This window comes from Tuberibacillus sp. Marseille-P3662 (assembly GCF_900178005.1).
Lineage (GTDB): Bacteria > Bacillota > Bacilli > Bacillales > Sporolactobacillaceae > Marseille-P3662.
On sequence record NZ_FXBS01000005.1, the window covers coordinates 109,446 to 124,211 of the forward strand.

Annotated in this window: 14 protein-coding genes and 3 tRNA genes; 15 read left to right on the forward strand and 2 right to left on the reverse strand. The window is 39.6% G+C overall.

Features of this window, described 5'->3' with window-relative positions; all coding sequences use genetic code 11:
• Nucleotides 1-18 precede the first annotated feature (18 nt).
• The 13 genes from B9Y89_RS06635 to B9Y89_RS06695 all read left to right on the forward strand — a co-directional run bounded on the left by B9Y89_RS06635 (nt 19) and on the right by B9Y89_RS06695 (nt 10,985).
• Nucleotides 19-95, forward strand: a tRNA-Met gene (locus B9Y89_RS06635).
• Between the two features lie 18 nt (nt 96-113).
• Nucleotides 114-189, forward strand: a tRNA-Asp gene (locus tag B9Y89_RS06640).
• Between the two features lie 312 nt (nt 190-501).
• Nucleotides 502-574: transfer RNA gene (locus B9Y89_RS06645), tRNA-Phe, on the forward strand.
• 214 nt (nt 575-788) lie between these two features.
• Nucleotides 789-2,204 (forward strand): M23 family metallopeptidase, encoded by a 1,416-nt coding sequence (locus B9Y89_RS06650; RefSeq protein ID WP_176222132.1) that lies wholly within the window; start codon nt 789-791, stop codon nt 2,202-2,204.
• A 177-nt stretch (nt 2,205-2,381) separates the two neighbouring features.
• The gene (gene yycF, locus B9Y89_RS06655; RefSeq protein WP_085522456.1) at nt 2,382-3,083 is read left to right on the forward strand and encodes a response regulator YycF; all 702 of its coding nucleotides are present in this window, start codon (nt 2,382-2,384) and stop codon (nt 3,081-3,083) included.
• A gap of 7 nt (nt 3,084-3,090) precedes the next feature.
• Nucleotides 3,091-4,926, forward strand: a complete 1,836-nt coding sequence (walK, locus tag B9Y89_RS06660; RefSeq protein WP_085522457.1) for a cell wall metabolism sensor histidine kinase WalK — start codon at nt 3,091-3,093, stop codon at nt 4,924-4,926.
• On the forward strand, nt 4,916-6,229 hold the full coding sequence (locus tag B9Y89_RS06665) for a YycH family regulatory protein (protein ID WP_085522458.1): 1,314 nt from the start codon (nt 4,916-4,918) through the stop codon (nt 6,227-6,229). Before walK ends, B9Y89_RS06665 begins: the two co-directional genes overlap by 11 nt.
• Nucleotides 6,226-7,119, forward strand: coding sequence for a two-component system regulatory protein YycI (locus tag B9Y89_RS06670; RefSeq protein ID WP_085522459.1), 894 nt, complete (start codon nt 6,226-6,228; stop codon nt 7,117-7,119). The genes B9Y89_RS06665 and B9Y89_RS06670 overlap by 4 nt, the downstream gene beginning before the upstream one ends.
• 9 nt (nt 7,120-7,128) lie before the next feature.
• Nucleotides 7,129-7,917: an MBL fold metallo-hydrolase gene (locus tag B9Y89_RS06675; RefSeq protein ID WP_085522460.1), complete on the forward strand. Its 789-nt coding sequence runs from the start codon at nt 7,129-7,131 to the stop codon at nt 7,915-7,917.
• Between the two features lie 165 nt (nt 7,918-8,082).
• Entirely contained in the window at nt 8,083-9,297 is a 1,215-nt protein-coding gene (locus B9Y89_RS06680) for a S1C family serine protease (protein ID WP_085522461.1), read from the forward strand.
• Nucleotides 9,298-9,416: 119 nt separating this feature from the next.
• Nucleotides 9,417-9,605, forward strand: coding sequence for a CxxH/CxxC protein (locus B9Y89_RS06685; RefSeq protein ID WP_085522462.1), 189 nt, complete (start codon nt 9,417-9,419; stop codon nt 9,603-9,605).
• 55 nt (nt 9,606-9,660) lie between these two features.
• On the forward strand, nt 9,661-10,140 hold the full coding sequence (rlmH, locus tag B9Y89_RS06690) for a 23S rRNA (pseudouridine(1915)-N(3))-methyltransferase RlmH (protein ID WP_085522463.1): 480 nt from the start codon (nt 9,661-9,663) through the stop codon (nt 10,138-10,140).
• Between the two features lie 389 nt (nt 10,141-10,529).
• Nucleotides 10,530-10,985: a CBS domain-containing protein gene (locus B9Y89_RS06695; protein WP_085522464.1), complete on the forward strand. Its 456-nt coding sequence runs from the start codon at nt 10,530-10,532 to the stop codon at nt 10,983-10,985.
• 55 nt (nt 10,986-11,040) lie between these two features.
• Here the strand turns inward: B9Y89_RS06695 and B9Y89_RS06700 are convergent, their stop codons facing one another.
• On the reverse strand, nt 11,041-11,412 hold the full coding sequence (locus tag B9Y89_RS06700; protein ID WP_085522465.1) for a VOC family protein: 372 nt from the start codon (nt 11,410-11,412) through the stop codon (nt 11,041-11,043).
• Between the two features lie 223 nt (nt 11,413-11,635).
• Complete coding sequence (locus B9Y89_RS06705) at nt 11,636-12,520, reverse strand: glycine betaine ABC transporter substrate-binding protein (RefSeq protein WP_176222133.1); 885 nt, start codon at nt 12,518-12,520, stop codon at nt 11,636-11,638.
• A 253-nt stretch (nt 12,521-12,773) separates the two neighbouring features.
• On the opposite strand from B9Y89_RS06705, the gene B9Y89_RS06710 reads away from it, so the two are divergent.
• On the forward strand, nt 12,774-13,778 hold the full coding sequence (locus B9Y89_RS06710; RefSeq protein ID WP_085522467.1) for a LacI family DNA-binding transcriptional regulator: 1,005 nt from the start codon (nt 12,774-12,776) through the stop codon (nt 13,776-13,778).
• 33 nt (nt 13,779-13,811) lie between these two features.
• Nucleotides 13,812-14,765: a sugar kinase gene (locus B9Y89_RS06715; RefSeq protein WP_085522468.1), complete on the forward strand. Its 954-nt coding sequence runs from the start codon at nt 13,812-13,814 to the stop codon at nt 14,763-14,765.
• Nucleotide 14,766 lies beyond the last annotated feature (1 nt).

A 14,766-nucleotide genomic window follows, 5' to 3' on the forward strand; every position in this document is an offset into this window, starting at 1 on the left:
CTGTAATCTTTAAAACGACGCGGGGTGGAGCAGTTCGGTAGCTCGTCGGGCTCATAACCCGAAGGTCGCAGGTTCGAATCCTGCCCCCGCAACCATAACTATTAAATACATAGGGGTCTGTGGTGTAGCGGTTAACATGCCTGCCTGTCACGCAGGAGATCGCGGGTTCGATTCCCGTCAGACCCGCCATTTACATAAATTAACGCAGATCTATCAAAATTGTCTGGCTCGATAGCTCAGTCGGTAGAGCACTCAGCGATACTTCGTGAATAGGCAACGTTGAGGAATACGGTTTTTGTATTCCGAATTTTTTAAGTTACTTCCATCGAATATTCTACGAGTTGTCCTGACGCAGCCCGCTACGAAGCAATACTAGTAGAGGAAAGGACAGTTTTTATACAGCGATACTTCGTGAATAGGCAGCATTGAGGAATACGGTTTTTGTATTCCGAACCTCCATAAGGATAAAAATAAATAAACTCAAGGTTAGCCTTATATCATGGCTCGATAGCTCAGTCGGTAGAGCAGTGGACTGAAAATCCTCGTGTCGGCGGTTCGATTCCGTCTCGAGCCATCCATTATTGACGCACTCAAAGTGCGTCAATTTTGTGTTCCTCAAAACTGATCGCCCTTTAGGGAGTTGCCTTTTTTATGACATATTTACGATAATACTACATCTGTGTTACAAATTGTCGAATCGTCTTGCTTCAAGAATCCATGACTGCTAGATTGTTAAAGGCAAGGTTAATGATGCTTTGGACCTACTTAGGTTCTGGGAGGATTGGATGATGGGGAAGACGGATGATATTAAGAAGTTGATAGCGAAATGGACTTTGGGCGCAGTTGCTTTAACTGCTCTTGCTTTTGCTCCCGTACAGACAAGTTTTGCTAAAGATAATGATATACATACGGTTTATCATGTTTACTTAGGCAATGAATCAATTGGAACGATGGATAATCCTGAATTAATTAAAAGTTTTATAGATAAGAAAGTGAAGCAGGCTGAAAAGAAACATCAACAATATGATTTTACAACTGGAAGAAAATTGAGTTTGGTTCCGGAAAAAGTATTTCAAGCAGAAACCAACAACAAACAAGTTTTTCGTCAATTCAAAAACAAAGTCACCATTAAAGCTGATGTCGGTGCTGTTCAGGTTGGTGAGGATAAAGTTGTCTATGTTCAATCAGAAAAGAAGGCGAAAGAACTTGTTAAGAAGTATAAAAAGCATTTTGTCTCTGAGCCATTGCTTAAAGCACATGAAAAGGGTCAAACTAAATTGGAAGATGGAACGGAACTGTTAAAACTTGAGTTTTCGCAGCCGTTAAAGGCCGTATCGGGACGGGCGTCTATTAAACAGATCAAAGATACGGATCAAGCCTTCGACTATTTATTAGAAGGAAACTTAACCAAAGCGACTTATAAGGTCAAAGAGGGAGATGTTTTAGTCGATATTTCTCATAAATTTGACTTGAGTCTTAATGAATTACTTAAACTGAATCCAAAATTACAAGAGAATAAACTCATACATATCGGTGACAAAGTCACGGTAAAGAAACCTAAACCTTTTGTTAACGTTACGTTTAAAAAGAAGGTAACGAAAGAAGAAACAATTGATTATAAAACAGAGACTCGTCAAAACGATAATATGTATAAAGGGAAAGAAAAAGTTGTCCAAACGGGTAAAGAAGGCAAACAAAAAGTACGTTATCAATTAAAAGTCGTTAATGGTCAAACGGTTCAACGGAAAACTGTTAACAAAGATGTAATATCCAAGCCGCGTAAGAAGATTATAGAAAAAGGTACAAAAGTGATTGCGTCACGTGGTACAGGGAACTTCCGATGGCCGACTCATGGTGGCCCCATCACGAGTGGCTATGGTAAAAGGTGGGGAAGTTTTCATAAAGGGATTGATATCGATGGCACAATGGGAACCTCGATTTTAGCTGCTGATAATGGTGAGGTTGTATCGGCTGGATACAATAGCGGAGGTTATGGCAAACGCATTGTGATTGACCATAATAACGGCTTCCGGACAACCTACAATCATTTATCAGACATTGATGTTCACACCGGACAAACGGTTAAGAAGGGGCAATCGATAGCTAATATGGGTACATCCGGTGATTCAACAGGAACCCATTTACACTTTGAAGTCATCAAAAATGGCAGTACTCAAAATCCACTTGATTACGTTCACCGTTAACCTCTAGATTTTTCTAGAGGTTTTTCTTTGTAACTCACACGATATAGAAGGATTTTTTATTGGGAGCAAGAACTATTTATGTAAATGTTTTTATATTTGCGGGTGTTAAATTCATTTAATAGGATGCGTATGATAGAATAGAGGAATGACATGTATTAAAATTGGAGGGATCATCTCGTGGAACAGAAAATTCTTGTTGTAGATGATGAACAACCCATTGCAGATATACTCGAATTTAACTTAGAAAAGGAAGGCTATGACGTCATATGTGCGTATGACGGAAATGAAGCTATTCAAAAGGTGGAAGAGGAACGACCTGATCTAATACTGCTTGATGTGATGTTACCACAAAAAGACGGTATGGAAGTTTGCCGGGAAATTCGAAAAAAATATAGCATGCCGGTCATTATGTTAACGGCCAAGGATTCCGAGATCGACAAGGTATTAGGATTAGAACTTGGTGCTGATGACTATGTCACCAAACCATTCAGTAACCGTGAAGTTGTTGCCCGGGTCAAAGCCAATTTGCGCAGGCACCATAATGAAGATGATCATGAAAATGACACAAAAGATATTGTTGTGGGTGCGCTCGCGATCCACCCTGATGCTTATCAAGTGACCAAGCGCGGCGAACCCATTGAACTGACGCACCGGGAATTTGAACTCCTGCATTACTTAGCCAAAAATATTGGCCAAGTGATGACGCGTGAACATTTGTTACAAACGGTTTGGGGTTATGACTATTTTGGTGATGTCAGAACCGTTGATGTTACCGTTCGCCGATTGAGGGAAAAAGTTGAAGATAATCCTAGTCGTCCAGCCTGGATTGTGACACGTCGGGGTGTTGGCTACTACTTACGAAACCCAGATCAGGAGTAATGTTTTTATGAAAAAAGTGGGTTTTTTTAAATCCATCCAGTTTAAATTTGTTTTGATCTACACGCTGCTGATTCTACTTGCCATGCAATTAATTGGCGTTTATTTTGCTAGTACGATGAAAGAGCAATCACGATCTAGCTTTGAAGAATCTTTAAAACAACAGGCAACTCAACTGGTTTATATCGTTGCTGAGGCGATTAAGGAAACGGAACAATCTGATAAGACAACAATGCAACAAAAAATGCGGGCGGTCCAAGATGCATTGGATGATACGAGTATTCGTTCTCGTTCTGGCGAAATCCAAGTCGTATCTGAAAAAGGGAAAATACTAGCAACCTCTGACATTTCGAACAAAGAAATGGTCGGTAAATCAACGTCTAATCAGATTATTAATAAAGATCGGCTGACAATGGAAGGTAGTGTTCATTCTAGGCGGGATGCTGATAGTGGTGAGCGGTTACTCATATTAACCAAACCTATAAAGAGTGAAGGCGAAACATATGGGTTGCTATATATAGAGAAGTCCATGGAAAGCATGTACTCTGAATTAAGTCGAACAAATGGCATTTTGGCAACAGCGACAGGTATTGCACTAGTAATCACCGCTGTATTGGGTGTCGTATTAGCCCGGACCATCACAAGGCCGCTCGGTAATTTGCGGCAGCAAACATTGGCGGTATCCAGAGGCGATTTCACACGAAAAGTCCAATTTAATGATGATGACGAAATTGGCCAACTAGCTATTGCTTTTAATGCGATGACGGACAAGTTACATGAGGCTAATGCAAAGACAGAAGCGGAACGGCGGAGACTTCGTTCTGTTCTGACTTATATGACAGATGGTGTCATTGCAACAACGCGTGACGGGACCATAGATTTAATGAATAATCGTTCAGAGGAATTATTAAGGCTTAAGCATCAACAGGCTAAGAATCATTCAATTATTGATGTATTAGATATTGAGGATCAATTTGAAGTCGATGACCTGTATGATTATGATGATTTTATCATTTTGGATTTTAGTACTAAGTATGAAAATCAATTAATCCGGGCCAACTTTTCAGTTCTAAAAAACGAGTATGGTGCTATTACAGGCTTAATTGCAGTCTTGCATGATGTGACTGAACAGCAACAACTTGAAATGGAACGACGTGAATTCGTTGCCAACGTTTCTCATGAACTAAGGACCCCTTTAACAACGATGAAAAGCTATTTGGAAGCCCTTGATGAAGGGGCAATTGAGAATAAAGAATTAGCAGGCAAATTTCTCGGGGTCACTCAGAATGAAGTTGACCGGATGACACGTCTCGTCAAGGATCTACTCCAATTATCAAAAATGGATGCAAGTAATACTGAATTTCATAAAGTTCAAATTGATATAGTGGTTTTAATAGATCACATTGTTGATCGGTTCGAAATGTCGAAAACGCAACATATTGATTTTGAGCGAAACTTATGGGATGAACCCGTTTATGTTGACATTGACAAGGATAAAATCACCCAAGTTATCGATAATATTGTTTCTAATGCTATGAAATACTCCCCTGATGGTGGAACGATCACTATTGATATGGAAAAGGATTCTCATGAAGTGACCCTATCAATCAGTGATGAAGGTGTCGGTATTCCCGAAGAGAATGTGGATAAAGTTTTTGATCGCTTTTATCGTGTCGATAAAGCACGTTCGCGAAAACTTGGCGGTACGGGGCTCGGCTTGGCTATTGCCAAGGAAATAATTGCAGCCCATGATGGCGACATATGGGCAGAAAGTCAATGGGGTCAAGGGACCACAATTCGATTCACCCTCCCGTTATTAAAAGGGGGTCTTGAGAATGAAACGTGAAACGAGTAAGACGATTTTACTATCGTTTTTAGTTATCTTAAGCACGGTGCTAACGTGGAATTTATGGTCCTATAAAGGCAATGTGAGAACCATTGAGCCAACGAAGCCTCAACAAACGACTATTGCGGAAGCACGGGAACTGTCTCAAGTTTTTCACCCTTATCAAGCACTGTCTTTTAAAGATAGTCAATCGGTCTATGGGACAGAGGGAAAGCTTGTCAGTAAACTTTATTCAAAGATCTTGACGCCTAAATTAAGTTTGATTCCGAAACAACCTTCAGGCCAAATCAATAATAAGAAGGGCATTATGCTCGTTTATCCTGCACCTATAACCATGAATACACTGCAATCTTTGTTTAAATTTAAAATGAATGATCAATCGCTTGTTTCAGGCAATGTCTTGGTTGATCGTATAAAAATTTATTTCGATGCATCCATAAATAAGGTCGTTTATGCATTTATGGAAAATAACAACGTTCGCCCCTTTTATGCCACAACGAACGAAATTAACTTGCAGGATAATTATGCATTATTGAGTAAAGATGCTGGTGAGGTTAAACCTTATTCCGAGGTGGAACTTCAAGGGGATCAATCAGTCTATGTACCAGAGTTTGATGATATGAAGTTAAGGGCTTATGAATATCTTTATAAGCAAATCAAAATTAATGATTATATCCGAAATTTATTTCCGAATACTAATGCGGTAACGCAAACAAATGGAAAGTGGCGAGACTGGGTTCGATTGTTATATACCGAAAACCAGACGTTGTTTTTTGTCAATGCAACAACGAATTCGACTTCGGAGGATAGCGACTACCTCATAACGAGTTTCAATGATATTAATAGTCGTAAAGGCTGGACAGATAATTTTCACTATAGTGGTATTGAAAAATACGAAAATAGGGTGACCGTTCGTTATCAAATGAATGTTGATAACTACCCTATATTTAGTATGAATGAAGCCTATCAGTCCTATCCAGCGTCGATTAATTTAACGATGAATAACGGTACCGTCAAAGAAATGAAACGGACCATACTTAATCTCAATACGAGTAATGACTATGCTAACTATAGTGTATCCATCCCATCGAGTGAAGATGTTATCCAAAAGCTTAATGACGAGTACGGTTTAAATACGCTTCAAGATATTCGGCTTGGATATCAATTGATCACTAAAGAGAAAACAGCTGCGCTAAGACCAGGATGGTTCTTTAAAAAAGATGACAAATGGTTGGCTTATAAGAATATTTTTAATGACAGCAATCAAACAAAAGAACACTTAATGGGGGGAGCAAAAGAATGAATTGGAGTCGGACAAAGTCTATCTTTATCATTTGCTTCCTCCTATTAGATTTATTTTTAGGCTATCAATTATATAAGCAACAAAAAGCCAATCAACTTGAGAGTATTTCGGATGTGAGTGTACCTAACTTCGAATCGACCGTTAAGATTGATACTCAATTACCTAGTAAAATAGAAAAGGTAAAAACAGTTAAGGGAGACCGTATTGCATTTAAGAAAGATGATAACACGCTGATTAAGGAGTTACAGTCATTAAAGGGAACTGAAGATGATCCAGTGTTATCATTCACCAGTGATGGATCAAAATTAAGAGCAACTTTTCATAAAAAGGTTGAAGCGTCTGAAAGCCAAACCGGATGGCGGAGCTTCCTGGAGGATTATGTTTACAAGGGGTCTGAATATCGCTTTTGGAGTTACCAAGAGGAGCAAAATGAATTCACTTTTGTACAGACTTATCAGCATCAGCCTGTTATTGCGAGTTATAAACAGGATACAACCACTAAAAAACAAGTTGTGCCCCAACAAGAAGTGGTCGCTTTAAATGTTAAAGTGGATAAGGAAGGCTATGTTAAAGGCTATACGCAGACATACTTAGATCTTGAGAGTGTGAGTGAAAGTACGCCATCAGTGGTTGATCCCAAGAAGGCTATTCAAATTTTATGGGATGAAAACAAGTTGCCGGTAACACAGAACCCCGTGATTACAAAAGTTGAGCTCTCTTACTATAGTATTAGTAACCCAACAGGGACGAGTCAAGGTCCGACTACGGATGAGGAACAGACTTTAGCCTTTGCCCCTTCTTGGCATGTGGTTGTTGAGTCAGATCGCGGAACAGAAGATTATTTTGTCGTGGCGGTCGGCGGCAGTATTCAGACATTAGGGACGGAGTGATATGATTCTATGCGATTTAGTGTTCTAGCCAGTGGTAGTACAGGTAACGCTGTTTATATCGAAACGGAGCAGCAGCGCTTACTAATTGATTGTGGTTTAAGCGGAAAGAAGATGCAGCAATTATTGGATAAAGTCGGTAAAGATCCCCGTGAAATCGATGCGATTCTCGTCACCCATGAACACAGTGACCATATCAAGGGCCTGGGTGTTTTTGCTCGTAAATTTCAGACACCTATCTACGCTAATGCAAAAACGTGGCAAGCAATGGATGGGCATATTGGTGACATTGCCCTTGATCAAAAATTCACGTTTGAAACAGATACATCGCAAACATTTGCGGACATCGATGTTGAATCATTTGGCGTTTCTCATGATGCCGCTGAACCCATGTTTTTTGTTTTTCATCATAATAGAAAAAAACTCGCTTTACTTACAGATTTAGGATATGTTTCCGATCGTATTCATGGATATGTACGAGAGTCCGACGCTTTTATATTAGAAGCGAATCATGATATTCAAATGCTGATGATGGGGCGCTATCCATGGAACGTGAAACGCCGTATTTTAGGCGATTCTGGACATATTTCTAATGAAGATGCGGGTGCTGCGCTCACAGGATTTCTCGGCAATACGACGAAACACATTTACCTTGCCCATTTGAGCCAAGATAATAACATGAAAGACCTTGCCAGGCTGTCTGTTCAACAAAAGTTAGAAGAAATTGGATTGTGTGTCGGACGAGATTTGGACCTTCATGATACAGATCCTAAAAATCCAACACCAGTAGCTGCTGTATAATTCATGTTTTAATGACTGATATTAGAGGTAATATTACTTTTAGTTGTATTTCTATGTTTTCTCATTAATTAGGAATATCAAAATCCTCACATATTCGTAAGATATTCGCTTATTAGAGATATAATATTCATTGAAAATCAGTGATAAAGGCAAGGTGATGGAGTTATGGGTTACTATGATGATCACTATAAAAGTGAAAGCAGGCAAAATCGGCCTGGGGGCCGTAGAGGTTGGTTTTTATCAGGACTAATAGGTGCTATTGTTGGTGTGATTGCCATGGTCTTCTTTATGCCATTCCTAGCGGAGAAAGGATTGATGCCAAGCTATTCTAATAATACTTCAGGCGGGGATCAAGTCGAATCAACAGGACCAACGTCAACCAAAAACGTCAATGTCAATGTGACATCAGGCGTCACAAAGGCTGTGGAAAAAGTTTCACCAGCCGTTGTTGGGGTCATCAACCTAAAGCAAGCCAACTTTTTTACAGAAAAGTATAGTGAGTCAGGCATAGGATCAGGCATTGTTTATCAGAAAAACGATCAATATGCTTATGTTGTTACAAATAACCATGTTATCGAAGGTGCTAATAAAGTTGAGGTTCGCTTTGATAATAATAAAAAGGTTAAAGCTAAAATTCTTGGACGCGATTCTCTTTATGATTTAGCGGTCTTACGAATTCCTTCTGATTCAGTCAAAAAGGTTGCGGACTTTGGAAACTCCGATGATTTAAAACGGGGTGAACCTGTTGTGGCGATTGGTAATCCATTAGGTTTTTCAGGCTCGGTGACACAAGGCATTGTATCTTCAGTCGGGAGAACGATACCGCGAAATGCTCAGACAGGAAATAAATCTCAGGTGACTTGGACAACGGAAGTTATTCAAACAGATGCAGCGATTAATCCTGGAAACAGCGGTGGGGCACTTGTTAATTTGCAAGGCCAAGTGGTCGGTATCAATTCATTAAAAATCGCTCAAGAGGCTGTTGAAGGCATTGGATTCGCCATTCCATCTGAAGTCGTTGAGCCAGTCATTAAAGAACTTAAAAATAAAGGCAAAATCAAGCGACCACACTTAGGTATCAGTATTGTTGAACTTGGTCAAGTACCAGCAAGTTCTGCTGAGGAGCTGCAAGTTCCTGATAACGTTGAAAATGGTCTTATTGTTAAGGAAGTTGAAAATGGCGGTCCAGCAGCCAAAGCTGGCATTCAACCTGGAGATGTTGTTGTTTCAGTGGATGGCCATAAGATTTCAACATACCGCGACTTTACCACCTACTTGTTTAACAAATTAGAGATTGGCCAAACGGTCAATGTGAAGCTTTACCGGATGGGTGAAGAGAAAAACATAAAAGTAGATCTTGGTGGAAAAGTCTTTTCATAAATATAGATGAAGGTACAGGATCAGGTCCATTTTCCTGTACCTTTTTTATATTTAAATGGATGGGTTGCAGATATGTTGAAAGGATATAATAAAGTTTGGAATCATTTGGAGGCATGAACATGCATTACAGTTGTCTTGAGCATGTAGATATGGCTATTGATATAGTTATTGAAGAAGGCAGTGGGGAACCGCCTCAATTAGAAGAGTTGACAGAGGAACTCAAACAATCCACAGGATGTGAATTCTGTCGAAATTCAGCGATATATATAGTATCAAACGGGCGTTCCATACACTATGTAGATAACTGATGTGGATATGTGGATAATTTCTGGGGATAACTTGTTTATAGGAGAGGGATAACTTGTGAATATTAACATCATCGCTGTAGGGCAGTTAAAAGAAAAATATTTAAAGCAAGGGATCGCGGAATATACCAAGCGCTTGAACCCGTTTGCTAAAGTCCATATCGTCGAAGTTAACGATGAGCCAGCTCCTGCGAATATAAGCCAAGCGGATATTGAGGTTGTTAAACGTAAGGAAGGCGAGAAGATTTTATCTAAGATATCAACAGGTACATATGTCATCGCTTTGGCTGTCGATGGTAAACAACTGACATCTGAAGCCTTCGCGAACAAACTTGATCAACTTGCCACTTATGGTAACAGTAAGATTGCTTTTATTATTGGCGGATCCAACGGTTTGAGTGATGACGTATTAGCCCGCGCTGATTTACACTTATCATTTTCGTCATTGACCTTTCCCCACCAGCTCATGCGACTTGTGTTACTGGAGCAGGTGTATCGGGCTTTCAAGATTAATCGAGGTGAACCGTATCATAAATAGTGGTAGGGTAAAGAAGGGAAGTAGTTAAGAAATAAAAAAAAAGGACCCCATCGCTGAGGATAGAGTCCTTCTCTGAAGAAGGAAGTTAAGCTTTTTGGGTCGTTCGGTAAGTTATCTTTCAGAGACACCTTCTTTAATAAAGGTTTTGTTTGATGTCAAAGTTTCCTTTTCCAACAGAACCATCTCCTTGAAAGATCCGATGTCCAAAATCACTTTCTTTTCCCCTTCAAACATTATGATGTCCGATCTTGAGACAATATATGCACAAAAAATTTTGGGCCTCATAAACTGGGTATACCTGTATTCAGAGTCAGGGGTGACATCATGTTGGATGAGAGCAATAAAATGGAGTAAAATAGGAGTAAGAAAAGCGGCTAGGAGGCCAAAGTATGCAAGCCCACGAAATTATGATCAGTAAAGTTTATAAGGTTAAGGAAACGGATACTGTACGCACTGTGCTCGAATATTTTATTGAGTATCGCATTAGCGGTCTGCCCATTATTAATGACCAAAATGAAATTGTCGCATATATAAGTGATGGGGATATTATGCGATATATCGGTAAGCACAAGGATATTGTCGTCAGCTCCATTTATGCTATGAACGCGTTCCAAGGTGACGTTGAGGGATTTGAGGAAAGGGTTCAATCCATTCTTGATTTAAACGTGTTAAGGATTGCTAAAAACAAAGTGGTCAAAGTCGCATGGAATGAAGATATTGAAAATGTTGCCGCGATTTTAGGGAACAAACAAATAAAAAAACTGCCGGTTGAACGGGATGGCGTTTTAGTGGGTGTGATTAGCCGCGGTGATGTTATCCGTCATACATTTAAATCGGTTCTTTAATAAGAAGTATCGTTAGCTCCCAGTGAGGATGGACTTCACTGGGAGTGACACTTAATTAATGATACCAATGAAGAAATTCCAAACGATTACCAAACGGATCGTTCACATAAAAACGTTCCGCACCTTCGAGGGATTCGTCTTCTTTCACCTTGACCCCATGCTCAACCATCCTTTTTCGCAATGCTTGCAAATGATCAACATCAAAAGCGGGATGGGCTTTTTTCGCAGGAATGAAATCATCCTGAATCCCGATATGTAATTGCTGTGCACCACATTTGAACCATACACCGCCACGCTTAGCCAAATTGACGGGCTTTGGAATTTCTTTCATTCCAAGAATGTCACCGTAAAACCTTCGCGACTCATCTTCACTACCCCTCGGAGCTGCCAACTGCACGTGATCAATGCCGGAAAATGAATAGGACATATCAAATCCTCCCTTTAAATACCGTTTATCTTATATTAGAGTATACGGCATTCCGCACATAACTCAAATGATGCATTTTGTATGAAATGTGATAAGCAACACTTATGAAAAATAGAGGAGTATGGGTAGTGATAAAAAGAAAAACCGATCATCGCTTTACAGATTCGGATGATCGGTTTGCTTTCAATATCTATATTTGTTTTCAAGATTTTTATGTCGTGTGTTACTTTGATTGAGTAAGCCATTGATCAACTTTATCTGGGTGCTCTTCAACCCATTTCTCAGCTAATTGCTTAGGTTTTTTGCCTTCTGACATGGCCATAAGCCAATCTTCAATGCTAGGTATTTTAAGTTTCATATTGGAAAACAGTGTGTATGCTTTTGGAGCATTTTCTTTTAAGTTAGGGACAACCCCAATTTTAACGTCATCAGACTTCCATACATTCTTAGGATCTTTCAGCATTTTTATATCCAATTGCTTAAACATCACGTGCGGACGCCAGGCGTTAAAGGCAATGGCTTCTTTGTTATTAATTGTCTTCTTTGCCTGAGCAACCATGGCCGGTGTACTGGTATTAGTAATATCAAAATCCATATTGTATTTTTTGACCATTTTCTTTGTCGTTAGCGCCATACCTGACCCCTTATCAATTGCATAAATTTTTCCCTCAAATTGCTTTTTATGCTTTTTCAAATCATTAATTGAATTGATATTTGTCATATATTTCGGTACAGCTATGCCAAGCGGGGTATCGGAATACAGTGTGCCGATAATGTCGAAATCCCCTTTATATTTTTTTAAATAATTTTGCTGCAAGTTCGGGGTCCAAATGTCAATAAAGGCGTCAATTTCACCTTGGGATAAAGCTGTGTACAGTATGCCGACTTGGCCATTTTGGATTTTAACGTTATATCCTTTTTGTTCGAGTATAACTTTAGAAAGATAGGCCGGCATAGTCGCATAATTGTAAGGATCCAAACCGATTGTAATGGTTTTTTTGTTTGTTTCATTTTGCTTTGAATCTTCTTTTTGTTCATTATTCGCGTTACATCCTGCTAGGAAAAGAATAAAGGCGATACTTAACAGAAATAATTGACTTAATTTCATTAACGAGCTCCTCTGTTCATTTTTATCTTTCAGAAACGGTGTTAATGTCACACCTCTTCCCAAGAATTCCTTTAATACTAACATAACCTCTTATACTAACAAACACTTCAAAGAAGATTTTCTGTTCTATCATCTTTACAAAAATGATATAAAAGTGGTTGTAAAACGCTTACACACGATTTATAATAAATTCATAAACCGGTTTACAAAACCGATTTAGTTATTGAGACAATCACGATTTGGAGAATTTTATATGAAAACAATGACAATTTCAGACGTAGCACAGCATGCAAAAGTATCTAAAAGCACCGTGTCCCAGTACTTGAATCATCGATTTGATTATATGGGAGAGGACACGAAATTACGCATTGAACGGACCATTGAGGAATTAGGTTATCAACCTAATTTTGTTGCAAGAAGCTTGAAGCAGAAATCTACGAAATCCATCGGCGTTATTGTTGCTAATATTTTACACACATTTTCAACAGAAGTTAGCCGGGCGATTGAAGACGTCTGCCATGAAAGTGACTTTCATCTCATTCTTTGTAATGCAGATGATGAGCCAAGCAAAGAAAGAGAATATATTGAAATGCTTCGAGCTAAGCAAGTGGATGGCATGATTATTTTTCCGACAGGCGGAAATGTTGACCTTTATGAAAAAATGCTTAAAGAGCATTATCCTATCGTTTTCGTTGACCGTTCAGTTCCAGATCTTCCGATTTCTTCAGTTATGGTGAACAACATGAAGGTTTCTGAATTAGCTGTTCAACATTTTATTGATCGAGGTTATCAAAATATTGGGATTATGACGACCTCTATTAGTTGGAATATTGCTTCAAGAATTGAACGGATTGAAGGCTATAAGACGGCCATAACTGAAAGCGGTATCCCTATAAAAAATGATTATATGAGAAGTCTGGAGATTGATGACATTCAGGATGGATTAAAAGAAATGCTTGAATTGGACCAACCGCCAGACGCTGTTCTAGCTGGAAACGATTTGACTTTAATTGAGATTCTGAAATATGCGAAGTGCCATTCTTTGAACATTCCATCTGACTTGGCTGTTATTGGCATTGATGAAGTGTCGTTTGCAAGTTTTTATACACCTGCGATTACGACAATTGCACAGCCGACCTTTGAAATGGGAAAGAAAGCCGCAGATCTTCTGCTTGATAAAATTCAGAATAAGCAAATGGAAGATAGTCACTGCAATTACCGTTTCGAGCCAGAATTGATGATTCGGGATTCGGTTTAACAACAGCAATAGACTGCACAGGAGGTCGATGACATGAATGATATAGTGACGATTGGAGATGCGATGATCACATTTGATCCATCTTCCAAAGGCCCGATGCGGAATGCATCTTCTTTTAAGAGGAAAGTGGGGGGAGCTGAGTTGAACTTCGCTCTTGGCTGTGCACGATTGGGGTCGCAGACGGGATGGATCAGTCGTTTGGGAAACGATGAATTCGGAAGATACATTCACAACTTTGTACGAGGTGAAGGTGTTGATGTCTCGGCAGTTCAATTCGTGGATAATCATCCCACATCTTTGAATTTTAAAGAAGTGATGGAAGGCGGCAGTGGGCGAACTTTCTATTATCGTGATCATTCGCCGACAGAGACACTGACCATGGAGACATTGGATGAGTCTTTTATAAAAAACGCTAAGCTTCTGCATGTTACAGGGGTTTTCACAGCTCTTGATCAAACGAAGAATATTGGGTTGATTAAGCATGCGATGACAGTGGCCAAGAACAATGGATTACTCATCTCTCTTGACCCCAATATACGCCTGAAATTATGGGATGAAGATGAAGCCAGGGATGCTTTGAACGCGTTTTTACCATATGTCGACATCATGTTAACCGGTGTTGAGGAAGCTGAGCTTTTGTTTGGGGTGACGGACCCTAAGCAAATCATTGATCAATGCACATCCCAAGGCATAGCTACTGTCGCTATCAAACAAGGGGATCAGGGCTCCATTGGATATCATAAAGGGGAGTTCCTCAAGTTATCAGCTGTTCCGCCTAAGAAGGTGGTTGATACGGTTGGTGCCGGTGATGGATTTGATGCAGGGTTTGTTCACGGCATCATGCATGATTGGCCACTCGAGAAGACGTTACGCTTCGCCAATACGATTGGGTCAATGGTGGTTAGTGTGGAAGGCGACAATGAAGGGCTTCCTTATCTCGATGAAGTGCTCGTCCATTTAGGAGAAAAAGATTTCATAGAAAGGTAAT

Coding starts and splice junctions, on each gene's coding strand:
- B9Y89_RS06710 (WP_085522467.1), top strand. CDS start 12,774: ATGAAAACAATGACAATTTCAGACGTAGCACAGCATGCAAAAGTATCT.
- B9Y89_RS06665 (WP_085522458.1), top strand. CDS start 4,916: ATGAAACGTGAAACGAGTAAGACGATTTTACTATCGTTTTTAGTTATC.
- B9Y89_RS06680 (WP_085522461.1), top strand. CDS start 8,083: ATGGGTTACTATGATGATCACTATAAAAGTGAAAGCAGGCAAAATCGG.
- B9Y89_RS06705 (WP_176222133.1), bottom strand. CDS start 12,520: ATGAAATTAAGTCAATTATTTCTGTTAAGTATCGCCTTTATTCTTTTC.
- B9Y89_RS06675 (WP_085522460.1), top strand. CDS start 7,129: ATGCGATTTAGTGTTCTAGCCAGTGGTAGTACAGGTAACGCTGTTTAT.
- B9Y89_RS06670 (WP_085522459.1), top strand. CDS start 6,226: ATGAATTGGAGTCGGACAAAGTCTATCTTTATCATTTGCTTCCTCCTA.
- B9Y89_RS06700 (WP_085522465.1), bottom strand. CDS start 11,412: ATGTCCTATTCATTTTCCGGCATTGATCACGTGCAGTTGGCAGCTCCG.
- B9Y89_RS06715 (WP_085522468.1), top strand. CDS start 13,812: ATGAATGATATAGTGACGATTGGAGATGCGATGATCACATTTGATCCA.
- walK (WP_085522457.1), top strand. CDS start 3,091: ATGAAAAAAGTGGGTTTTTTTAAATCCATCCAGTTTAAATTTGTTTTG.
- B9Y89_RS06650 (WP_176222132.1), top strand. CDS start 789: ATGGGGAAGACGGATGATATTAAGAAGTTGATAGCGAAATGGACTTTG.
- B9Y89_RS06685 (WP_085522462.1), top strand. CDS start 9,417: ATGCATTACAGTTGTCTTGAGCATGTAGATATGGCTATTGATATAGTT.
- B9Y89_RS06695 (WP_085522464.1), top strand. CDS start 10,530: ATGCAAGCCCACGAAATTATGATCAGTAAAGTTTATAAGGTTAAGGAA.